General features: G+C 64.4%; 26 protein-coding genes. 12 read left to right on the top strand and 14 right to left on the bottom strand.

Annotated elements, in window-relative coordinates; all coding sequences use genetic code 11:
- Window positions 1-19: 19 nt before the first annotated feature.
- Window positions 20-1,294, bottom strand: coding sequence for a multidrug effflux MFS transporter (locus tag ACZ2HM_RS12895; protein ID WP_470425393.1), 1,275 nt, complete (start codon window positions 1,292-1,294; stop codon window positions 20-22).
- Between the two features lie 225 nt (window positions 1,295-1,519).
- On the opposite strand from ACZ2HM_RS12895, the gene ACZ2HM_RS12890 reads away from it, so the two are divergent.
- A complete protein-coding gene (locus ACZ2HM_RS12890) occupies window positions 1,520-1,816 on the top strand; it encodes an SEL1-like repeat protein (RefSeq protein WP_037477232.1) in 297 nt (98 codons plus the stop codon).
- A gap of 3 nt (window positions 1,817-1,819) precedes the next feature.
- Here the strand turns inward: ACZ2HM_RS12890 and ACZ2HM_RS12885 are convergent, their stop codons facing one another.
- The 4 genes from ACZ2HM_RS12885 to ACZ2HM_RS12870 form a co-directional block, all read right to left on the bottom strand.
- Window positions 1,820-2,950: a GNAT family N-acetyltransferase gene (locus ACZ2HM_RS12885; RefSeq protein ID WP_037477230.1), complete on the bottom strand. Its 1,131-nt coding sequence runs from the start codon at window positions 2,948-2,950 to the stop codon at window positions 1,820-1,822.
- Window positions 2,951-3,055: 105 nt separating this feature from the next.
- Window positions 3,056-3,517: a RidA family protein gene (locus ACZ2HM_RS12880; protein WP_037477227.1), complete on the bottom strand. Its 462-nt coding sequence runs from the start codon at window positions 3,515-3,517 to the stop codon at window positions 3,056-3,058.
- Entirely contained in the window at window positions 3,514-4,170 is a 657-nt protein-coding gene (locus ACZ2HM_RS12875; RefSeq protein WP_470425392.1) for an HAD family hydrolase, read from the bottom strand. The genes ACZ2HM_RS12880 and ACZ2HM_RS12875 overlap by 4 nt, the downstream gene beginning before the upstream one ends.
- Entirely contained in the window at window positions 4,167-4,454 is a 288-nt protein-coding gene (locus tag ACZ2HM_RS12870; protein WP_470425391.1) for a DUF3572 domain-containing protein, read from the bottom strand. The genes ACZ2HM_RS12875 and ACZ2HM_RS12870 overlap by 4 nt, the downstream gene beginning before the upstream one ends.
- Window positions 4,455-4,528: 74 nt before the next feature.
- On the opposite strand from ACZ2HM_RS12870, the gene ACZ2HM_RS12865 reads away from it, so the two are divergent.
- Window positions 4,529-4,894: a response regulator gene (locus tag ACZ2HM_RS12865; protein ID WP_470425390.1), complete on the top strand. Its 366-nt coding sequence runs from the start codon at window positions 4,529-4,531 to the stop codon at window positions 4,892-4,894.
- A gap of 149 nt (window positions 4,895-5,043) precedes the next feature.
- Entirely contained in the window at window positions 5,044-6,888 is a 1,845-nt protein-coding gene (locus ACZ2HM_RS12860; protein ID WP_470425389.1) for a PhoX family protein, read from the top strand.
- A gap of 371 nt (window positions 6,889-7,259) precedes the next feature.
- Here ACZ2HM_RS12860 and rpmG read toward each other — a convergent pair whose 3' ends face one another.
- A complete protein-coding gene (gene rpmG / locus ACZ2HM_RS12855) occupies window positions 7,260-7,427 on the bottom strand; it encodes a 50S ribosomal protein L33 (protein WP_037472289.1) in 168 nt (55 codons plus the stop codon).
- Window positions 7,428-7,639: 212 nt separating this feature from the next.
- Here rpmG and ACZ2HM_RS12850 point away from each other — a divergent pair, with 212 nt between their 5' ends.
- The 3 genes from ACZ2HM_RS12850 to ACZ2HM_RS12840 all read left to right on the top strand — a co-directional run bounded on the left by ACZ2HM_RS12850 (window position 7,640) and on the right by ACZ2HM_RS12840 (window position 9,131).
- Entirely contained in the window at window positions 7,640-7,960 is a 321-nt protein-coding gene (locus tag ACZ2HM_RS12850; protein ID WP_470425388.1) for a hypothetical protein, read from the top strand.
- A 13-nt stretch (window positions 7,961-7,973) separates the two neighbouring features.
- Window positions 7,974-8,540, top strand: a complete 567-nt coding sequence (locus ACZ2HM_RS12845) for a TMEM165/GDT1 family protein (RefSeq protein ID WP_333974116.1) — start codon at window positions 7,974-7,976, stop codon at window positions 8,538-8,540.
- 99 nt (window positions 8,541-8,639) lie between these two features.
- Window positions 8,640-9,131, top strand: coding sequence for a Dps family protein (locus tag ACZ2HM_RS12840; RefSeq protein ID WP_096062238.1), 492 nt, complete (start codon window positions 8,640-8,642; stop codon window positions 9,129-9,131).
- Window positions 9,132-9,182: 51 nt separating this feature from the next.
- On the opposite strand, the gene ACZ2HM_RS12835 is transcribed toward ACZ2HM_RS12840, so the two are convergent.
- From ACZ2HM_RS12835 to ACZ2HM_RS12810, 6 genes are all read right to left on the bottom strand, one after another.
- The gene (locus ACZ2HM_RS12835; protein WP_470425387.1) at window positions 9,183-9,653 is read right to left on the bottom strand and encodes a GreA/GreB family elongation factor; all 471 of its coding nucleotides are present in this window, start codon (window positions 9,651-9,653) and stop codon (window positions 9,183-9,185) included.
- Between the two features lie 3 nt (window positions 9,654-9,656).
- Window positions 9,657-11,483: a cobaltochelatase subunit CobT gene (gene cobT, locus ACZ2HM_RS12830; RefSeq protein ID WP_310226896.1), complete on the bottom strand. Its 1,827-nt coding sequence runs from the start codon at window positions 11,481-11,483 to the stop codon at window positions 9,657-9,659.
- Window positions 11,483-11,899, bottom strand: a complete 417-nt coding sequence (locus ACZ2HM_RS12825; RefSeq protein ID WP_037472770.1) for an OsmC family protein — start codon at window positions 11,897-11,899, stop codon at window positions 11,483-11,485. The genes cobT and ACZ2HM_RS12825 overlap by 1 nt, the downstream gene beginning before the upstream one ends.
- Entirely contained in the window at window positions 11,899-12,906 is a 1,008-nt protein-coding gene (gene cobS / locus ACZ2HM_RS12820) for a cobaltochelatase subunit CobS (protein ID WP_470425386.1), read from the bottom strand. Before cobS ends, ACZ2HM_RS12825 begins: the two co-directional genes overlap by 1 nt.
- Before the next feature lie 86 nt (window positions 12,907-12,992).
- A complete protein-coding gene (locus ACZ2HM_RS12815; protein WP_470425385.1) occupies window positions 12,993-14,285 on the bottom strand; it encodes an Hsp70 family protein in 1,293 nt (430 codons plus the stop codon).
- 180 nt (window positions 14,286-14,465) lie between these two features.
- Entirely contained in the window at window positions 14,466-15,086 is a 621-nt protein-coding gene (locus ACZ2HM_RS12810) for a J domain-containing protein (RefSeq protein WP_037472777.1), read from the bottom strand.
- A gap of 44 nt (window positions 15,087-15,130) precedes the next feature.
- Between ACZ2HM_RS12810 and ACZ2HM_RS12805 the strand changes: the two genes are divergently transcribed.
- Both ACZ2HM_RS12805 and ACZ2HM_RS12800 read left to right on the top strand, forming a co-directional pair.
- A complete protein-coding gene (locus tag ACZ2HM_RS12805) occupies window positions 15,131-15,418 on the top strand; it encodes a BolA family protein (RefSeq protein WP_037472779.1) in 288 nt (95 codons plus the stop codon).
- Window positions 15,418-16,323 (top strand): pirin family protein, encoded by a 906-nt coding sequence (locus ACZ2HM_RS12800; protein WP_470425384.1) that lies wholly within the window; start codon window positions 15,418-15,420, stop codon window positions 16,321-16,323. The genes ACZ2HM_RS12805 and ACZ2HM_RS12800 overlap by 1 nt, the downstream gene beginning before the upstream one ends.
- A gap of 138 nt (window positions 16,324-16,461) precedes the next feature.
- On the opposite strand, the gene ACZ2HM_RS12795 is transcribed toward ACZ2HM_RS12800, so the two are convergent.
- A complete protein-coding gene (locus tag ACZ2HM_RS12795; protein WP_470425383.1) occupies window positions 16,462-17,253 on the bottom strand; it encodes an MJ0042-type zinc finger domain-containing protein in 792 nt (263 codons plus the stop codon).
- Window positions 17,254-17,435: 182 nt separating this feature from the next.
- On the opposite strand from ACZ2HM_RS12795, the gene ftsE reads away from it, so the two are divergent.
- From ftsE to ACZ2HM_RS12775, 4 genes are read left to right on the top strand one after another with little or no spacing between them, the layout of a single operon-like run.
- Entirely contained in the window at window positions 17,436-18,146 is a 711-nt protein-coding gene (gene ftsE, locus ACZ2HM_RS12790; protein WP_470426853.1) for a cell division ATP-binding protein FtsE, read from the top strand.
- Window positions 18,143-19,051 (top strand): cell division protein FtsX, encoded by a 909-nt coding sequence (locus ACZ2HM_RS12785; RefSeq protein ID WP_470425382.1) that lies wholly within the window; start codon window positions 18,143-18,145, stop codon window positions 19,049-19,051. Before ftsE ends, ACZ2HM_RS12785 begins: the two co-directional genes overlap by 4 nt.
- Window positions 19,048-19,578, top strand: coding sequence for a YdcF family protein (locus ACZ2HM_RS12780; RefSeq protein WP_470425381.1), 531 nt, complete (start codon window positions 19,048-19,050; stop codon window positions 19,576-19,578). The genes ACZ2HM_RS12785 and ACZ2HM_RS12780 overlap by 4 nt, the downstream gene beginning before the upstream one ends.
- Window positions 19,579-19,597: 19 nt before the next feature.
- Window positions 19,598-20,305, top strand: a complete 708-nt coding sequence (locus ACZ2HM_RS12775; RefSeq protein WP_037472790.1) for a lysophospholipid acyltransferase family protein — start codon at window positions 19,598-19,600, stop codon at window positions 20,303-20,305.
- Here ACZ2HM_RS12775 and ACZ2HM_RS12770 read toward each other — a convergent pair.
- Complete coding sequence (locus tag ACZ2HM_RS12770; protein ID WP_470425380.1) at window positions 20,299-21,204, bottom strand: prephenate/arogenate dehydrogenase family protein; 906 nt, start codon at window positions 21,202-21,204, stop codon at window positions 20,299-20,301. The genes ACZ2HM_RS12775 and ACZ2HM_RS12770 overlap by 7 nt on opposite strands.
- Window positions 21,205-21,206: the final 2 nt, after the last annotated feature.

The following is a 21,206-nucleotide window of genomic DNA, read 5'->3' as shown; positions in this document are numbered from 1 at the left end:
TGCTGTTGGCATCAAAGGTTCAATGCAGCGCCTTGAACTCGATGTCGCGCAGGCTGCTCATATTCGGCCGCGTGAACATCTTGCCGCGCTCGGCCCAGACGACGATCAGGAAGGACAAGCTTCCGAACACCAGCAGGCCCAGCGTCAGCGGCAGGGTGGTGCCATTGAATGCCTGGCCGACGATCGTGCCCAGCGCGCTCGACAAGGCCGTCGTGAGAAAAGCCTGAAAGGAGGAAGCGATGCCCGCGCCCCTAGAGAAGGGCTCCATCGAAATAGCGCTGAAATTGGACGCCGTGAAGGCGACCGTCATCATCGTCATCGCCTGCAGCACCATGAAGCTGACCAAGGTTTCACGCCCCGCCCAGATCACGCCACTATGCACGAGGGCGATCAGGATGAAGATGATCAGCGCGCCCTGGCTCAGCCGCCGGGCACCGAATCGCGACACCAGGCGGCTGTTGATCAGGCTGCCCACCCCCATCGATCCGGCGATCAGGGCAAAGCCGATCGGGAAAAATCCCTGCGCGTCGAAGATATCGAAGAAAATCTGCTGCACCGATAGGATGAAGCCGATGAGGCCACCCATCACTACGCCACTTGCCAGCATATAGCCGATCGAGCTGCGCGTCCGCATCACGGTGCCGACCGTGGTCCATAGCGTGCGCGGCGTGATCCGCATCCGGTTATCGGGGAGCAGCGTTTCGGGCATGCGGATCAGCATCCACAACAGGATCAGGCTCGCCTGGATCGCCAGCGCCCAGAAGATCCAGCGCCACGGCGCAATCCACAAGATCGCCTGACCGAAACTCGGTGCCATCACCGGGATCAGCATGAACACCGCGAAGATCAATGACATGACCCGCGCCATGGCATCGCCCTTGAACCGGTCGCGCACGATGCCGACGGTGACGACTCGGCTGGCGCCTGCAAAAAAGCCCGCGCAGGTGCGGCCGATGAGCAGCATGGTGAAACTCGGTGCCACCGCGCACGCGATCGATGCCATGATGAACAGCGCCATCGACCATCCCAACACGCTTTTGCGCCCGAATCGGTCGGATAGGACGCCGAACAGCAGGGAGCCAAGGCCCAACCCCAGAAAATAGAGGCTGATGATCAATTGCCGGTCGTTGGGCTGCGGGATCGCCAGATCGAGACTGATCGCGGGCAAAGCGGGCAGCATCGGATCGGTCGACAGCGCGTTCATCGCCATCAGGCACGCGCATAGCAGCACGAACTCGCGGAAACCGATCTGCTTTTCGCCCGGCGTTGCGGGCTGGGGGGACGATTGGGCCATGGCATGGCTATGGGGATGAAGGCCAAACGACGCCACCCCTTATCTGTCTCTTCCTGACGCTCACCTCCGGCAGCATTAACCCTACTACGCCCGGTTCCTTGGGCCATTCGCAGGAAATCACGCCGCAGGCATTAACCATTTTTTATCGGATGCTGGTCCAACCTGCCCGCAATGAAAAACCGCAGGGTCGATCCATTGAATTAGCTGGGCAAGGGGAAGAACATTATGGGCAATAGTAGCAAGAGCGCGCAGTTTCTGATGGAAAGCCGCCTGTCGCACGCGACGAGCGGATCGGCAGAAGCCTGTTTCGACCTGGGTGTCGCCTATAGCTGCGGCACCGGCGGCATGCCGGTCGATCTTGTCGAAGCCCATAAATGGTTCAACCTGGCCGCCCTGCGCGGCAGCGAGGAAGGCCAATCGATGCGCGCCGAAATCGCCGAAGAAATGACCGCACGCCAGATTGCCGAAGCGCAGCGCCAGGCACGCGCTTGGATGGTGACGACGCAGATCGGCGTCGCCTGACCGCTATCCCTTCCTGAACGGCGTCCGCTCCGCCAGCCATTGGCGGTCCTGCTGCACGCCCGCCCGCTCGGCGGCCAGGAAGTCCGCGACCGCGCGGCGGAAACCGGGATTAGGGATATGATGGGCTGACCAAGTGGGTTCCGGCGCATAGCCCCGCGCCAGTTTGTGCCCGCCCTGCGCACCTGCCTCCACGCGCTTGATTCCGCGCGCGATGGCGATGTCGATCGCCTGATAATAGCATAGTTCGAAATGCAGGTTGGGCACATCCTCGCTGCACCCCCAATAGCGGCCATAGAGCGCATCGCCGCCGATCAGGTTGAGCGCGCCCGCAATCGCCCGCCCCTCGCGCAGCGCCAGGACCAGCAGCACCTTGTCCGCCATCGTCTCGCTCAGCAGCGAGAAGAAGGATCGCGTGAGGTAGGGCGTTCCCCATTTGCGCGCGCCGGTATCCTGATAGAAATCCCAGAATATGTCCCAGTGCGCTTCGGTGAGCGCGCGGCCGGTCAGGTGAACGATCTCCAGCCCCGCGACCGCCCGCGCCCGCTCCTTGCGGATATTCTTGCGCTTCTCGCTCGACAGGTCGGCCAGGAAATCGCCGAAATCGCCATAGCCGCGATTGGTCCAGTGAAACTGACTGTCTTCGCGAATCAACCACCCCGCCGATTCGAACAGCGGCACCTGATCGGCCTCCACAAAGGTCGCATGCGCCGATGACAGGCTGTTGCGCTCCACCAGCGTCTCGACACCGGCAATCAACGCCGGGGCAAAGGCCTCGTCGCGCAGCAGCAACCGGGGGCCAGGCACGGGCGAGAAAGGCGCGGCGATCTGGATCTTGGGATAGTAGCGCCCACCGGCCCGTTCCCAGGCATCGGCCCAGCCATGGTCGAACACATATTCGCCCTGGCTATGGCTTTTGCCATAGGCCGACACGGCGGCTACGATTCGTCCATCGGGGCCATCGATCACCAGTGGCAAGGGCTGCCACCCGGTCCCTTCGCCAACGCTACCCGATCGTTCCAGCGCGGTGAGGAAATCCCAGCAGACGAAGGGGTTGGCCGATCCCGCGCAGGCATCCCACTGATCACGCGGCAGGTCGGCGACGCCCGCGGCAATGCGCGCGACCCATTCCGTCACGGGCGCACGTTCTGATGATCTTGCCGGGCTTTACAGGTCACGGAAGTGAAAATTGGGTCGTGCCCGCCATTACGCAAGGGCAGGCACGACCATAAACGTCGCCGATCAGGCAGCCCGGACAAGGACGATCGCGTCGATTTCGACAACCGCGCCGAGCGGCAGAACAGGCACACCCACGGCGCTGCGTGCATGCTTGCCCGCGTCGCCGAACACATCGACCATCAATTCGGACGCGCCATTGGCGACCTTGGGCTGATCCGTGAAGGAGGACGCGCTGCTGATGAAGGCACCAAGCTTCACGACCCGTTCGACCCGGTCGAGGCTGCCGAGCGCCGCTTTCATCTGGGCGATCAGATTGAGGCCACAGATCCGCGCGGCGGCAACGCCATAGTCTAGGTCGCGGTCTTCACCCAGGCGCCCGGTCATCAGGCCGTCGGGTGCCAGCGAGATCTGCCCGGAAATATGCAGCATGCCGCCCGCTTCCACGCTCGACACATAGGCGGCGACCGGGGTGGCGGCCTGGGGCAGGGTGATGCCGAGTTCGGCAAGGCGGGCGTCGATGCTCATGATAAGGCTCCGTCAGTGGGGATAAGGGGAAGGGGGGCCGGACCCTGGGCCAGCCGGTCCATGATCCAGGCTTCGGCCGCGACCCAATTGTCGATCCGCGCATGGGCATGGGGGGCGTCGGGCACGTCGGCGGCGATGTCCGGTTCGCCGACAAAGTGCAGCCGCCACACATCGGGCGCATGGCGCGCGACCGATTCATGATGTTCGGCCAGATCGTCGATGAACAGCGCGACGCTGGGCGCACGCGCCGCCACGATGCGGGCGAGCGGGCGACCCTTCGGCCCGTTATTCCAATGGACCGGCATGTCCAGGCCATAGGCGGCGAGCTGTTCGACGCGCTGCTGGTGATGGCGTTCGCCGATATTGGTCAGCACTTCGATGTCGGCGACCTGCGCCAGGCGTCCCAATGCCTCGACCGCGCCTGCGATCGGCGATTGCCGGTGCATCTCCGTATCGAAAAAGGCGATCAGCAGTTCCCACACATGTTCGCGCTCCAGCACCAGGCCACTATCCTTGTGGCGCAGCGCTTCGGCAAAGCCGCGTTCGCGCATGTCGAAATCCACCGCATGGGTCTCATCCAGCCAGGCGCGCAGCGGCACGACCATGTGCAACAGCACTTCATCGCAATCGGTGATGATCAGGGGGCGGGTCATCGGCTCAAAATCTCCTGCGCCGCGATCAGCGCGGCGGGTGTGGTGTTGATCGCCTGGGCACAGGCGATCAGGTCCGGCTCATGATTGGCCAGAAAGGCGAGGATGGCGCCCATGATCGCCGGATCGCCCACGCCCGCGCGCAAGGTTTCGACGTCGATCCCGGTCAGCGCCAGCAACCGGTCCGCCCGCGATTCCTCCGCCAGCGTCCAGCCCAGCGCCATCAGCGCCAGCGTCATCGCGTCTTCAACGCTATCCTGCTTGCCATTCGGTTGGTCGGGTCGCATGGGTGTTTCTCTACGGGAAAGCCGCGTTGACGGCGTGCTTGCCTTGGGATGATCGTTAAAATCGTGGGTGACTGGTGGCAAAGCGCGTGCTCGTTGTCGAGGACAACGAACTCAATCTCAAACTTTTTTGCGATCTGCTGCGGGCGCATGACTATGACGTGCTGCCGCTGCGCGACGGGCGCGACGTCCTGGCGCAGGCGCAGGCCTTCCTGCCCGACCTCGTCATCACCGACATTCACTTGCCGCATGTCAGCGGCCTGGACCTGATCATTTCCTTGAAAGCCGACGCGCGCCTCGCGGCCGTGCCGATCATGGCGGTGACCGCCTATGCTGGAAAGGGCGACGAGGACCGGATTCGCGCGGCAGGGGCGCAGGCCTATGTGTCCAAGCCGATCTCGGTGCTGCGCTTCATCGCGCAGGTCAGCGCGCTATTGTCATAAACGGGGCCGCCACGTCGCTGTTTTGTCATACAAAATTCATCACCGCTACTTCGTGACGCCCCCGACACGTCATCCTTCTCTGCCAACTCCCTGGGTCAAGGGCGCGGCCGCCGGCCGACAGCCTGTCACAGCACAGGGGTAAATTCCTAATGTCTCATCTGACTGACGAAGCGCGCGCGCCTTTCCGCGACGCGCAGCCGACCATCGCCATGGGCGACAACAGCCTGGAGGCGATCGTCGCCGCCAATCCGGCCCGCCGCACGATCCTCAAGAACGGCCTGATGGGCCTGTCGATCCTGCCGATGCTGGGCACGCTGGCGGCCTGCGGCGATGACGACAATGATTCGGCGACGCCAACCCCGACGCCCACGCCGACCCCAACGCCCACCCCGACCGACAGCTACGCCATCACCTTCGCGGGCGTCGCCGCCAATCAGAACGACACTGTCACGGTGCCCACGGGCTACACCGTCGACGTGCTGCTGAAGGCTGGCGATTCGGTCGAAACCGGCACCCCCTATTCGGGCAATTTCCCGACGCCTGCCGATGCCGAGAAATGGGCTGGCGGCAACCATGACGGCATGGAATATTTCGAACTGTCGGGTACGGATGCGAACGCAGGCGGCCTGCTGGCGCTGAACCACGAATATCCCGACTTCAACATCCTGATGGGCGGCAGCTATGATGCCGCGACCGCAACCGCTGACCAGAAGGCGCTCGCTCTGTCGGCCGTCGGTATTTCGGTCGTTGAAATCGCCAAGGGCAGCGACGGCAAATGGTCGGTCAAGGCGGGCTCGCGCTTCAACAAGCGCTATACCGGCAATGACCTTTACCGCGTCGGCGGCCCCGCTTCGGGTCTGCTGTCGGGTCAGGTCAAGGGCATGCTGAACAACTGCGCGTCGGGCCGTACCCCCTGGGGCACATACCTCACCTGCGAAGAAACCACCGACAATTATCTTGATCCGACCCAGCCCGAAAATGACTATGGCTGGGTGGTCGAAATCGACCCCTATCAGGAACTGGCCGCCCCGACGAAGCGCACCGCGCTTGGTCGTTTCAGCCATGAAAACACGGCCTATATGGCCAATAGCGACAGCCGCGTCGCCATTTACATGGGCGACGATTCGACGCCGGGCTGCATCTATAAATTCATCCCCGATCGCGCCTTTTCCACGGCCAACCGGGCCAACAATGTCGACCTGCTGGACAATGGCACGCTCTATGTCGCGCGCTTCAACGCCGACGGTTCGGGGGAATGGCGTGCGCTGACCTGGGGCCAGAACGGCCTGGTCGTCGGCGCGTCTGACCCTGGCGATGTCAGCCAGTTTGCCACTCCCCCGGCACCGTCCACCGTCAATTTCGCCAATCAGGCGCAGGTGCTGGTCAACTGCCAGTCGGCGGCGCGCGTTGCGGGCGGTACGGTCATGGATCGTCCCGAATGGATCACGGTTGCCCCCGACAACAGCGCCGTCTTCGTCACGCTGACCAACAATAGCCGCCGTGTCACCACCGATGCGGCCAATCCGCGCGCGACCAATCGCCATGGCCACATCATCAAGTTCAAGGAAGAGGGCAATTCGCCGCTCGCCATGAAGTTCACATGGGAAATCTTCCTGCTCGCGGGCAGCCCGACCCTGGCCGAGGCCAATCTGAAGGGCGACATCAACGGCGATCCCTTCTCCAGCCCCGACGGCCTGCGGATCGATCCCAAGGGTCGCTTGTGGGTGCAGACCGACGCCAGCACCAGCAGTTCGACGACATCGGTGTTCGGCAATAATGCGATGTATTATGTCGATCAGACCACGAAGAAGTCGACCCGCTTCCTGGTGGGGCCAACCGGTTGCGAAATCACCGGCCTCGCCTACACGCCGGACCTCAAGACCTTCTTCGTGAACATCCAGCATCCGACCGGCAATTGGCCGGTGGCCGGGCAGCAGCCACGCTCCTCGACCATCGTCGTGCGCCGCACCGACGCCAAGCCCGTCGGCAACTAAGATCGGACAAGCCCCTTCCCCGTCTGGGGGAGGGGCTATCGTAGATGAAACGGATCCCATTTTTCTTCGTCATGCTGAACTTGTTTCAGCATCCATCGTGACCCAAAAGCGGCGGCTCGTGAGGAGAAATGGACCCTGAGCCGCAGGCCAGCGCAGCTAAACAAGTTCAGGGTGACGACTTTGGATAGGTTGGGTGCCATATGCGATAGCCGCTGCCCGTCGAGGGTAGGGGCTTTAGACTGGGGGCCTATCGATTACGCCTTCTCTACCCGCTCACCAAACCAACAGCAAAAGGCCCGTTCCCCTAAGGGACGGGCCTTTTGCTGTAACAAAAACCGATCAGGCGTGCGGACAAAAAAGCCCGCAACGGCTTACTTGATCTTGGCTTCCTTGAACTCGACATGCTTGCGCACGACGGGGTCATATTTTTTGAAGCTGAACTTCTCGGTCTTGGTGCGCGGGTTCTTCTTGGTGACGTAGAAGAAGCCGGTGTCAGCCGTGCTGACGAGGCGAATCTTGACAGTTGCTGGCTTGGCCATGGCCCAAAATCCCTGGTCGAATCATGTAAAAGAAAAAGCGTCCCCCCAAGCGTGTCGAGGAGGGCTGCCCCGTTTCAGCGCCCGCCCTTGGGGCAGATTCGGGTTGATGTCAAGGCTGGGCCATGATCGTCGGCCGCCGTCATGCCGGTTTACGCGGCCTTAACCCCATAAGCGCATGATCGCCATCGGGGCAAGAAGAGGGAAGGCTTCCCATGCGACATGATCCGATGCTGGCCATATTGGCGGACCTGATGCGCCGGGTCGACGGGATTGCGGGTGAACGCGGCCATGTGTCCGTGGTGCGCCTGCATGACGAAGTCGACCAGATCCGGCACATCGCCCGCGCCTTTCACCTCGATGCAGTCGAAGGGCTGGCGGGCACGCTCGAATCGGCGCTGTCGCTCCATGGCCTTGGCCCGGTGGTGCTGTCCTATCTCGACCTGATGCGTGATGCGATCGCGACGGAGATGCCGGTCGCCACCATGATGCCGCCCGTTAGCCGCACCCCGTCGCCTATCGCACTGCGCGCCTGAACGCGCGCCGCTGATGGACGCCCTGCTGCTCGCCCTTCTTGGCTGCCTGCTCGGCGAAATCGGCGACAAGAGCCAGTTGCTTATTCTCGCCTTGGCGACGCGCTATGACCGCAATGGCGCGGTCATCGCCGGGATCATCGTCGCCGCTACTGCCAATGCGCTGATCTCCGCCTTTGCCGGGGCATGGATCGGCCCGATGCTGGGCGCGGATGCCCGGCTGCTGTTCCTCGCGCTGTCGGTCCTGTTCCTGGGCGCCGGGCTGCTCTGGCGGGTCAAGATGCCCGACACGCTCACCGGCTGGCCGACCGGCGCGTTCCTGACGACCGCGCTTGGCCTTTTCATCCTGGGTTTCGGCGATGGTCCGCAATTTCTCATCCTGGGCATCGCCACCCGCACGGGCGACCCGGCGCTGGCCGCAATCGGCGGCGCGATCGGCGTCATCGCGGCGCTGGTGCCCATCGTCCTGCTGCGCGACCGCCTGCTGGCGTCCATCCCCGTGCGCCTCATTCGCGGCGCGGGGGCGGCGATCCTGCTGCTGACCGGCGGCATCATGGCGATTACGGCGCTCGGCCTGCTCTGATCGTTTTCTTTCATAAGGCTGATCGCGTTTTTTGGTGGCACCTTATGGATTGCCGATCATTATATGTTCGAAACCATTTCGCGAAACAGGAGCACATCCATGACAGCCCCCGATCTCAAGACCCCGACCGACCTTAAGAGCAACGAGACCAAGTCCGTTGCGCAGGCGCTGAACGGTGCGCTCGCGGACAGCTATGCGCTCTATCTCAAGACCAAGAATTTCCACTGGCACGTCTCCGGCCCGCATTTCCGCGACTATCATCTGATGTTCGACGAGCAGGCCGCCGAAATCCTGGCCACGACCGACCTGATCGCCGAGCGCGTGCGCAAGACCGGCAATGTCACCCTGCGCTCGATCGGCGACATTTCCCGGCATCAGAGCCTCAAGGACAATGACGCCGATTTCGTCAGCCCGGCCGACATGCTCAAGGAATTGCGCGACGACAATCTGGCGCTGGTCGAAGCCTTCCGCGTCGTGAAGGCAGCGGCGGCCGAAGCAGGTGACAATGCCACCGAAGGCGTCGTCGATGACTGGACCGACCAGGCCGAACAGCGCGCCTGGTTCCTGTTCGAAGCAGGCCGCGGCGCGTAACAGCAGGCTTATCGGAGCGCGCACGGGGGATGTCCCTTGCGCGCTTCGACCTTATTCTTCCGTGATCGGCGCGATCGCCAAGATCTCGACCGAATCTGCCTTCCCGGCAAAATCCACCGTCTCGCCAACGCCCGCGTCCATCATCGCGCGTGCGAGCGGTGAGGAGAAACTGATCCGCCCATCGGCTGGATCGGCCTCATCATCGCCGACGATCATGACGCTCTTGTCCCGCCCATTGAGGCGATAGGTCACACGGCACCCAAAGCCGACGGTTTCGCCATCAGCCACCGGCTGCAACTGCGCCGTCGCGCGCCTTGTCCGCCAATAGCGCAACAGCCGCTTATGCTTCTTGGCGGCCTCTTCCTCCATCGCTTCAATGTCGACCGCCTCCAGCGTCGCCGCCATCTCCTGCGTCAGCCGCAGCCCCCGCGCCGTCACCCAATTGGGACCGGGCGGCAGCGGCAGCTCGAACTTGGGCTCCATATGCTCGTCATCGCCCTCACGGCGAAAGGCGACACTCACGCCTCAATCCTCATCGAACAGCCCGGCGAGCTGCTCCACCATCGTCCCGCCCAGTTGCTCGGCATCCATGATCGTCACCGCCCGCTTATAATAGCGCGTCACATCATGGCCGATGCCGATCGCGACCAGCTGCACCGGCGAGCGGTTCTCGATCCAGTCGATCACCTGCCGCAAATGTCGTTCCAGATAGGTGCCGCTATTGACCGACAGGGTCGAATCATCGACCGGCGCGCCATCCGAAATCACCATCAGGATGCGCCGTTCCTCCTGGCGCGCGATCAACCGGCTATGCGCCCACAACAGCGCCTCGCCGTCGATATTTTCCTTGAGCAGCCCTTCGCGCATCATCAGGCCCAGATTCTTGCGCGCCCGCCGCCATGGATCATCCGCCTTCTTGTAGACGATGTGGCGCAGGTCGTTGAGCCGCCCCGGCATCGGCGGACGCCCGGCCGCCAGCCACTCCTCGCGCGCCTGCCCGCCCTTCCACGCCCGCGTGGTAAAGCCCAATATCTCCGTCTTGACCCCGCACCGCTCCAGCGTGCGCGCCATGATGTCGGCGCTGATCGCCGCGATGCTGATCGGCCGTCCGCGCATCGAACCTGAATTATCGATCAGCAGCGTCACCACCGTATCGCGAAACTCGGTATCGCGCTCGATCTTGTAGGTCAGCGACCGGGTGGGATCGATGATGACCCGCGCCAGCCGCGCCGCGTCCAGCATCCCCTCATCCTGGTCGAAATCCCACGACCGCGACTGCTGCGCCATCAACCGCCGTTGCAGCCGGTTGGCGAGCTTGGTCACCGCCCCCTGCAAACTGACCAATTGCTGGTCGAGGAAGCCGCGCAGCCGCACCAGCTCATCCTCATCGCACAATTCGTCGGGCGTGACGATCTCGTCATGCTTGAGCGTATAGGCCTTGTAATCGAACCCCGGCGGCAGGTCGGACATGGGCCGATTGGGGCGGACCGGCATCATGCCTTCCTCGCCCATATCGTCCGCGCCCGCATCGCTGTCGGCTTCGAACTCGTCGCTATAGTCGGTCTCACCCTCTTCGGTGTCGCCGCCCTGGTCCTCGGCGCGCGCCTCGGCATTCACATCGCTGTCGCCGGACTCGTCCTGCCCGCTGTCGCCGTCCTCGGACTGATCCTCCTGATCTTCGCCCTCATCCTGTGCCTCAGGCTCGTCCAGATCAGGCGGCACATCGGCGTCGATCAGTTGCAGATGTTCCAGCATCGCGGTAGTCAGCTTCTGGAACGCGCGCTGGTCATCGATCGCCAGCGCCAGCGCATCCAGATCATGCCCGGCCTTGTCCTCGATCCACTGATCGACCATCGCCACGCCCGCCGCGACATCCTTGGGGATCGCCTGTCCGGTCAGCCGTTCGCGCACCTTGAGCGCCAGCGCGGTGGACAAGGGCACCTCGTCGGCCGACCGCGCCCGGCGGATCGCATCGGATTTCAGCCGCATGTCCAACGCATGGTTGAGGTTGGCGCGCACCCCCGCCATCGCCCGCGACCCGATCGCCTCGACCCGTGCCTGCTCGACCGCATCGAACACCGCCCGCGCCACCGCCTCGCCGGGCGCTGAAGACCCGTGAATCTTCGCGTTATGATAGCGCAGCTTTAGCGCATTGGCGTCGGCAAAACCCCGCGCCAGCGCCACCTGATCGGCGGGCAGATTGCGCCCCGGCGTCGGCACCTTGATCGCCTTGCCCGCCACATGCGGCGCATCGGCGGTAAAGCCCACCTCCACCTCGGCATCACGCGCAATCGACCGCGCCGTGCCGGACAGCACATCCTTGAAAGCATCGATGGGGGAGCGTTCGGTCATCAGCCTTCCGGGTCGCCGGTGCGCGGCACGGCGATCGTCTCGATCTGCGTTTCTACGTCGCTCATCAACTTGTGGATCGGACATTTCGCCGCGACCGCGATCAGTTTCTCATGCTGCTCGTCGGTCATCGGCCCGGTCAGCGCGATGCGCGTGGTCAGCTTGTAGAGGCCCTTGCGCTCTTCGCTCGCATCGCGGATCACGCCGACATGAATGCCCTCGACCGGAATGGCATTGCGCTGCGCATACCATAGCATCGTCATCGCCTTGCAGGTGCCGAGCGCCGCATCATAGAGGTCATGCGGGTCCGGGCCGTCATCCCCGCCATCGGGCGCGGCCATGTCGGCGACGATCTCATGCCCCCTGATGCTGATCTTGTGCGCCGTCCCGTCCGGCGCGATCCGCTCGACGACGATCATCAGGCGGTCCGGCCAGCCACGCTTTCGGGCAGATCCTTGCCGAACACGCGCTGATAATATTCCGCCACCAGCGCTCGTTCCGCCTCGTCGCATTTGTTGAGGAAGCTCAGGCGGAAGGCGAAGCCGACATTCTTGAAGATCAGCGCATTCTGCGCCCAACTGATCACCGTGCGCGGCGACATCACCGTCGAAATATCGCCGTTGATGAAGCCCTGCCGCGTCAGTTCGGCCACCTTGATCATATTCTCGACCTCCTTGCGGCCGCCCTCATGATCATATTCGCCGGACTTGGCCAACACCACCTGCGCCTCGGTCGCGGCGGGCAGATAGTTAAGCGCCACGACCAGGTTCCAGCGGTCCATCTGACCCTGGTTGATCTGCTGCGTGCCATGATAAAGGCCGGTCGTATCGCCCAGGCCCACCGTATTGGCGGTCGCGAACAGGCGGAAATAGGGGTTGGGCCGGATCACGCGATTCTGGTCGAGCAGCGTCATCTTGCCATCGGTTTCCAGCACGCGCTGGATCACGAACATCACGTCGGGGCGCCCCGCATCATATTCGTCGAACACCAGGGCGACCGGCCGCTGCAAGGCCCAGGGCAGCAGCCCTTCCTTGAACTCGGTCACCTGCTGGCCTTCTTTCAGGACGATGGCGTCGCGCCCGACCAGGTCGATACGGCTGATATGCGCGTCCAGGTTGATGCGGATGCACGGCCATTTCAGGCGCGCGGCAACCTGCTCGATATGGCTCGACTTGCCGGTGCCATGATAGCCCTGCACCATGACGCGGCGATTGAAGGCAAAGCCCGCCAGGATCGCCAGCGTGGTGTCGGGATCGAACACATAAGCGGGGTCGAGGTCGGGCACGCGCTCGTCGGCCTGGGAAAAGGCCGGGATCTGCATGTCGACGTCGATGCCGAACATATCGCGCGCGTTCACAAACCGATCGGGGGCATCCAGCAGCGTTTCGGCGCGGGTATCGGGCTGGACGTTGGAAATATCGTTCATCGGGTCATCATCTTCCTGCGAGTCATGCCAGCCCTAACCGATCCAGGAAGGCCATGTCGAGACAATGGGGGCTGCCACCAGCCGGATCAAGCGGCCCATTCGGCCAGATTGGCTTCCTGTCCGATCAACGCCAGCCCATGGGCGATGGAGGTCAACTCGCCGCCACTGGCAATCCGTGCCTCGCCAAAGCGCTTGCGAAAGATCGCGCGAATGGCCGGGATCAGCGACGATCCGCCGGTCAGGAACAGCCGATCGATCGCATCGGGCGTCACCCCCGCCTTGGCCAGCGCCGCGTCCACCGTCGCCTCGATCCGCGCAATATCGGGCGCGATCCACGCCTCGAAATCGCGCCGCTGCACCTGTTGCTCGATCTCCAGCCCTCCGCCTGAAAAGCGGAAGGTGGCACTGTCCGCGTCGGACAAGGCGCGCTTGAGCGACCCCACCGCATCATAGAGCGGATAGCCCAGCTCCTTCTCGATCACGGTGATCATCCGCCCGATCGCCGCCGGGTCGGTCGCCGCTTTCTTCAGCCGCGCCAATTCGTCCATCGTCCGCCGGTTGCGCATCAGCGCCAGGCGCGACCAGTCGGCGAAGTCGGCGAAATGGCTGCGCGGTATCTCCAATGTCTTGCCGAACGACTGATAACTGCCGCCCTTGCCTAGCATCGGCAGCACCAGATGGTCCATGATCCGATAATCGAACCGGTCGCCCGCTATGCCGATGCCCGCCGACCCCAGCGGCACGCAGCGTCGCGCCGCGCCGGGGGCTTCCACCCGCACGATCGAAAAGTCGCTGGTGCCGCCGCCGAAATCGGCGACCAATATCGTCGCGGGTTCGGTCAGGCGGCTGGCATAGCTGAACGCCGCGCCCAGCGGTTCATAGACATAATGAATGTCGGTGCCGAACCCGGCGAACATCGCGTCATAGCGTTTGCGGGCCAGTGCCTCGTCGGGACGTGATCCTGCATATTCCACGGGCCGACCCACCACGATCCGCTCCGGCCGGGTCGCCAACGCGCCGCCTGCATGATCGACCATCCGGTCCAGGAACACCGCGCCCAGCTCCTCGAACCGGAACCGCTTTTCGAACACGTTGGCGGTTTCGAAGATCGGGCTGGCGGCCACCGACTTGAACGACTGGAGGAAGCGGCTGTCTTCGGGATATTCCATATATTCGGCGATCGCCCACGGCCCCGCCTCATGCGCCAAACCGCCTTTGGCCCCATCCTCATGCCAGAAGCACAAAGCCGATCGAAACACCGCGCCGGTCGCCTGATCGCCGACAAAGTCCACAAGATCCGACTGCTGGCCGGTCGCGATGGCGACGACGCTGTTGGTCGTGCCGAAATCTAGGCCCAGCGCGCGCGGCACATCCTGCATGGTTCATCTCCGGGGAAGGGGGCTGCGCGCTATGACAGCCGCGCCGTGTGCCCGCAAGGCTAGCCTCTGTCCTACAAGGCCGCCGATCGCTATAAGCATAAAGTGTCGAGGCCAGAGGCAGCGTAATAAAATTACGAGTGAGCGAACGAAAATATCGAAAACAGCGGGAAATATGCGAAGCTAAGCGAAAACCGCCGCCTTGCGCAAATGGGCATAGGCCTGGATTACGCCCTGCAAAGCGCCCTCATGGCTGCGGTCGCCGCCATTATGGTCGGGGTGATAGCGGCGCAGCAATTGGGTATAGCGCGTCCGCAGCGCCTTGCGGTCGGTATCGATGCCCAGCCCCATGACGCCCAAGGCCTTGCGATCCTCGGCCGACAGAAATTGGCCATCCTGCCGCACCTGCGCATCGGCACGCGCTTTAGCCATCCGTTCCTTGAACTTCGCGCCGATCGCATCGAGCGGATCGACGAAATCGGCCCATTTGGGGGACGGGCTATGCGCATTGGCGGAAAAGGCGCGCGTCTCCCGCTCCCACCCGGCATAGGGGCGCTGCGCCGCCGCGATCTCGTCGGGCGTCATGCCGGTGAAGAAATTATAGCCCTGGTTGAACGCCTTGACATGGTCGAGACAGAACCAGCGCCAGCGCGGCCCCTCGTCGCCCGGCCGCGCGCTGCCTTCCGCCGGGGGCGCGCGAAATTCGCCGGGTTCCGGGCATCCGGGCGCCGCGCAGGGGCGGTCGCCTTCCACCCGGCCATGAAAGCGGTTGAAACGACGGTTCGAGAAAGGGTCGGTCGACAAACTTGTCCTGATGCATGACGCGGCAAAGCGTTTATATAGGGGACATGACCCAGATTCTGAAAGGCCCCGTGGCCACCGAAATCGAAGCGCGGCTGCGCGACGCCCTGAACCCGCAACAGCTCGCCGTGATCGACGACAGCGAAAAGCATCGCGGCCATGCGGGGCATGACGGGTCGGGCGAAAGCCATTTCACCGTCGACATCGTCGCTGATCGCTTCACCGGGCAAAGCCGCGTCGCGCGTCAGCGTCTCGTCAACGCCGCGCTGGCCGATCTGCTGCGCGATAAAGTCCACGCGCTGGCGATCAAGGCCCGCGCCCCCGGAGAAGCCTGATGACCCTGGACGATCTCATTCTGCAAAGCATCGCGCCCACCACCCATGATCTGGGCGATTTCAAGGTTCACCGCTCGCTCCCGACCAAGGGACGCACGATGGTCGGCCCCTTCATCTTCTTCGATCAGGCTGGCCCGGCAAAGCTGGATGCAGGCCATGGCATCGACGTGCGCCCCCATCCGCACATCAACTTGGCGACCGTCACCTATATGTATGAAGGTGCCTTCCTCCACCGCGATTCGCTGGGCACCGAACAGCTGATCGAAGCGGGCGCGATCAACCTGATGACCGCGGGCAAGGGCATCGTTCATTCCGAACGCTCGCCCGACGACGAACGGGCGAAGGCCTCCAAATTGTCCGCGATCCAGACGTGGCTGGCTTTGCCCGACGCCCTGGAAGAAATGGACCCGGCCTTCGAGCATGTCAGCGAAGCCGGTTTGCCGGTGATCGAGGACGGGCTTGTCCGCGCGCGCGTCATCATGGGGTCGCTCTGGGGCGAAACCTCCCCGGTCACGACTTATGCGCAGACCATCTATGCCGACATCCAGCTCTCGCCCGGCGGCCGCATCCCGATCGACCCGTCGGCCGATGAACGCGCCATCTATGTCTCCGGCGGCGATGCCGCACTCGATGGCATGATGCTGACGCCGCAGACGCTCTACGTCCTGCGCCCCGGCACCCGCGCCACGTTGATGAGCGTCGATGGCGGCCGCGTGATGCTATGCGGCGGCGAAGCCTTCACCTCGCCCCGCCATGTCTGGTGGAATTTCGTCTCATCCCGCCCCGACCGGCTGATGCAGGCGCGCGAAGACTGGGAAGCACTCCGCTTCCCCCTCATCCCCGGCGACGATCAGGAGTTCATCCCCATCCCGCAAGGCCGACCCAAAACGGTCAGCTATCCCTGAAAAACCTCGTCATCCCCGCGAAGGCGGGTCGAAGAGAGTCACGCGCCTCTCTTCGACATCTCCCGACATCTCGTCTGCCGACAGGGTAGGAGATGGATTGCCGCCTGCGCGGCAATGACAGTTTATAGCAGGATGGCCTTACTGCACGAAGGTCAGCGACAAATTCTCGGCATTTTTGGGAATGTCGATCCGGCTTTCGTTGATCGACGCCTCTTCGCCGGGCTTCAACCGGGCCTTGTCGGCCTTGGTGGTCCAACTGAACACCAGCCTATTCTGCCGGTCGCGCAACTGCACCAGCACCGGCGGCACCGGCAACGCCTGCGTCCCGCTGTTCACGATCCGCGCGCCAAAGGCGAAATATTCCTCGCCCGTCGGCAGCTTGCGCCGCTCGGCGGGTTTGGAAAGGTAGAATAGCAGGTCGGGATCGCCCTCTTCAGCGACCAGTCCCATGCTGACCGCCCATCCCGGCGGCCCGAAATAATAGAGTGCGCCGCCCGCCGCAGCGACGATCAGGGCAAAGGCGACGGCGGCATAGGTCCATAATTTCAGGACATTGCGGCGGCGCTTGACCGGCGCGGCAGGCGCGGGTTCGCTTTCCTCCACCCGGCTGACGGGCGCACCGGCATAGATGTCGTCGAAGCGGTTGTTCGCTGGCGCCGAAGGCTCCGGTGCAACCGGCTCTGCGGCCTGCGTGTCTGGAACCGCCTCGACCGGCGGGGCAACGGGCGCTGATTCCGGTGATGGCGGCACTGCCACCGGCGGCGGCGGAGGCGCGGCTTCCGCTGGCTCGTCCGCCCGTCCGGGCAGGATGGCAGGCTCCTGGAACCAGCTATGCTTGCAGGCGGCACACCGCACCTGGCGGCCATTGGGGCCGACGGCGCTGTCCGGCACGACATAGCGTGTCGCGCAATGGGGACATAGCAAGATCATGACGCTTCATAGGCATGGCAGGGACTCGCGCGCAAGCGGCAAGCATCGGGCACGTCACACCACTGTCATCCCACCGCGCGACTCGGCCCTTTTCCCGGCGCGGGCTTTACGGCGACCTGCCCGCTGTGCCATGGCGGAGCTTCCGGGGAAGCAGGGAGCGCATGACGCGCCATCAATCTGACATGACGGCCATCGTCCAGTTCGAAAATGTCGGCCTGCGCTATGGTCTGGACAGTGAAACCCTGTCGGACGTCAGCTTTTCGCTGGCGGCCGGTGGATTTTTTTTCCTGACCGGCGCGTCGGGCGCGGGCAAGACCTCGCTGCTCAAACTCCTCTATCTGGCCCAGCGGCCCAGCCGCGGCGTCATCCGCCTGTTCGGCGAAGATGTCGTCACCCTGCCGCGCACCCGCCTGCCCGGCTTCCGCCGTCGCATCGGCGTGGTGTTTCAGGATTTCCGCCTCGTCCCGCATCTGTCGGCCTATGACAATATCGCCCTCCCGCTCCGCGTGGCGGGGATGGAGGAGAAGGAGATCGACGCTCCGGTCGCCGAAATGCTCAGCTGGGTCGGCCTTGGTGATCGCGGCCAGGCGCGCCCCGCCACCCTGTCGGGCGGAGAGCAGCAGCGGGTCGCCATCGCCCGCGCCGTGATCGGCCGTCCCGAAATATTGGTCGCCGACGAACCGACCGGCAACGTCGATGCCGATATGGCGCGGCGGTTGCTGACCCTGTTCGAAGCGCTCAATCGCCTGGGCACCACCATCGTCGTGGCGACCCACGACCTGCCGCTGATGAGCCAGGTCACCGGCGCGCAGATGATGCGGCTGGACAAGGGGCGGCTCGCCGATCCCACCGGATCGCTGCGCTATCCGGCCCGGTCCCGGCAGGCCGAATGAGCAGTTCGCGCGCCAGCCGCCGCGCCGCCGCCGCCGCGCGCCATCGCCTGCTGCCGGGCGGACGCCTCGCTGGACCTATGCCGTGGATCATCGCCATCATGATGTTCCTGACTGTCCTGTCGGCCGCCGCCGGGCTGGCGCTGGGCGCGGCTGTCCAGGCGATGAGCGCTGACCTTGCCGGACGCGCCAGCGTGCAGGTGGTGGAGGCTGATGCGGTCGTGCGCGACCGGCTCGCCGCCCGCACGCTCCAGGCGCTGCGCCAGGCCAGCGAAGTGCGCGCCGCGACCCCGGTCGATCCCGCCGCGCTCGCCGACCAGTTGCGCCCTTGGCTCGGCGAAGATGCCGCCAGCGCCGACTTGCCGGTGCCTGCGCTCATCGATGTGACGCTCACCCCAGGCGCGGCGCAAGCAAAGGTCGATCGGTTGCGCCGCCTGCTCGGCAGCATCGCGCCCAGCCTGCGGATCGAACCCCATGCCGCGTTCCTGCTCCCGCTCGCCGGACTGTTGACGGCGCTCGGCTGGCTGGCGGTCGGCGTCGTCGTGCTGATGACGGTCGCAACCGGCGCAGTCGTCGTGCTGGCGGCGCGCGCCGCACATGACAGCCATCGCGGGACGATCGACGTGCTGCATCTGATGGGGTCGACCGATGTGCAGATCGCCCGGCTGTTCCAATGGCGTATCGGTCTCGACGCGCTGCTGGGCGGTGTGCTGGGCTTTGCCTTTGCGGTTGCCACCCTGCTCGTCATCGGCCTGCGCCTTGATGCGACCGGCTCCGATCTGCTGGGGGCGGTGGCGCTGGATGGGACCGGCTGGGCGCTGCTCGCGCTGCTGCCGGTGGCGGGCGTCCTCCTCGCTGTCCTCACCGCGCGCTGGACCGTGCTGCGCGCGCTGGGCCGCGCGCTGTGATCGTTCGGCTGCTGGCCGTCAGCATGCTGGGCTGGATGCTGGGCTTCATCTGGTTCGCGGTGCTGCTGCCCCAGCCGCTCGACAGCCGCCCGACGGACGCCATCGTCGTCCTGACCGGCGGGGCCGGGCGGATCGACCGGGGCATCGCCCTGCTGCAGGCCGATACCGCCAAGCGGATGCTGATCTCCGGGGTCGACCGCTCCGTGCGTCCGGGCGAACTGGCGGCCGAATATGATACGCCCGAAGCGCTGTTCGCCTGCTGCATCACGCTTGGCCGCGAAGCGATCGACACGCGCTCCAACGCGATCGAGACCGCGCGCTGGCTGGAACGGCGCGATTACAAGACCGTGCGCCTCATCACCACCGACTGGCATATGCGCCGCGCCGCGCTGGAGTTGCGGCAGGCGTTGCCGGAGCGGGTCGCGATCGTCTATGACGCGGTGCCCAGCCGCCCTAGCCTGACGATATTGGTGCGCGAATATAATAAATATCTGCTGCGGCGCGGGGCTGCGCTGCTCGGCATCTGACAAAGGCGCATATCTGCTCATGCTCACCGCGATCCGCTCGCTCGCCTTCACGCTGGTCTTCTATTCCGGCAGCCTGTTCTTCGTGCTGGCGGCCCTGCTGCTGGGGTCGTTCAGTACCGAGGCAGTGCTGCGGATCGGGACGGGGTGGAGCCGCTTCCATCGCCTGTGCGCGCATTGGCTGCTGGGGCAGAAGGTCAAGGTCGTCGGCGACCTGCCGCTTGGTCCCTATCTCTATATCGTCAAGCATGAATCGATGTTCGAAACGATCGACATGCTCTGCCTGTTCGATCGCCCCGCCGTCGTCGCCAAGCGGGAATTGCTCGACATTCCGCTGTGGGGCCGCGTCGCCCAGCGCTATGGCCTCATCCCCATCGAGCGCAGCGGCGGAGCGAGCGCCATGCGAGTGCTGCGCGCTGCGGCCCGCGACGCCAATGCGCAGGGGCGGGCGGTGTGCGTCTTCCCCGAAGGCACCCGCGTCCCTCATGGCGAAGCGCCACCGCTCAAGGCCGGTTTTGCGGGTCTCTATGTCCTGCTCGGCCTGCCCGTCGTGCCGATTGCGATCGACAGCGGCCGGGTGTCGCCGCGCGGCAAATTCCTCAAACGATCGGGCACCATCACCTATAAGGTGGGGGAGATCGTCCCGACCGGCCTCGACCGGCGCGAGGCCGAAACCCGTGTCCATGCCGCGATCAACGCGCTGAACCCGCCATCCGCCCTACTTCAGTGAGCGCGGCCGAAATCCGGCTTCGCGTCATCCTGCCCCTGTTCGATGATCGAGCGGCGAATGTCGCGGGTGTGGGTGAAGAGGTTGAACAAAGCGTCGCCGTCATTCCAGCGGATCGCCCGCTGCAGCGCGGATAGATCCTCCGAAAAACGCTGCAGCATTTCCAGCACCGCATCCTTGTTCGCCAGGAACACGTCGCGCCACATGGTCGGGTCGGACGCCGCAATGCGGGTGAAGTCGCGAAAACCGCCGGCCGAATATTTGATCACTTCGGACTGGGTGACATTTTCGAGGTCACTGGCGGTGCCGACGATGGTGTAGGCGATAAGGTGCGGCAAATGGCTGGTCACCGCCAGCACCAGATCATGATGCGCCGGGTCCATCAATTCGACATCCGCACCGACCCGCCGCCACAATTCGGCGACGCGCTCGACCGCGGCCGGATCGGCATCGGCGGGGGGCGTGACGATGCACCAGCGGCCCTTGAACAAGGTCGCAAAGCCCGCTTCCGGCCCGCTATTTTCGGTCCCCGCGACGGGATGCGCCGGGATGATCGTCCGCCCCGGCAGCGCGGCGGCAAGCTGCGCCAGCACGTCAGCCTTGCACGACCCCACATCGCTGATGATCGCATCGGCGGGCAGATCGTCGGCAATCTCGGCGGCGACCATGCCCATCGCGCGGACGGGCACGCATAATATCACCAGATCGGCGTCGGTCACCGACGCACCCGCCGTGTCCGTGACATCGTCGCACAGGTCGATGCGCCGTGCGGTCTCGCGCACCTGCGGATCGGCGTCATGGCCCGTCACCCGCACGGTAGGCATGTTCGCCCGGATCGCGCGGGCGAGCGAGGAGCCGATCAGCCCCAGGCCGATGATGGTGACGCGAGCGAAAGGCAGCATCC

The sequence above is a fragment of the Sphingobium sp. KKT206 genome (genome assembly GCF_055640555.1).
The sequence above is the reverse complement of the archived record's forward strand: the minus strand, read 5'-3'. Positions and strand labels throughout refer to the sequence as shown.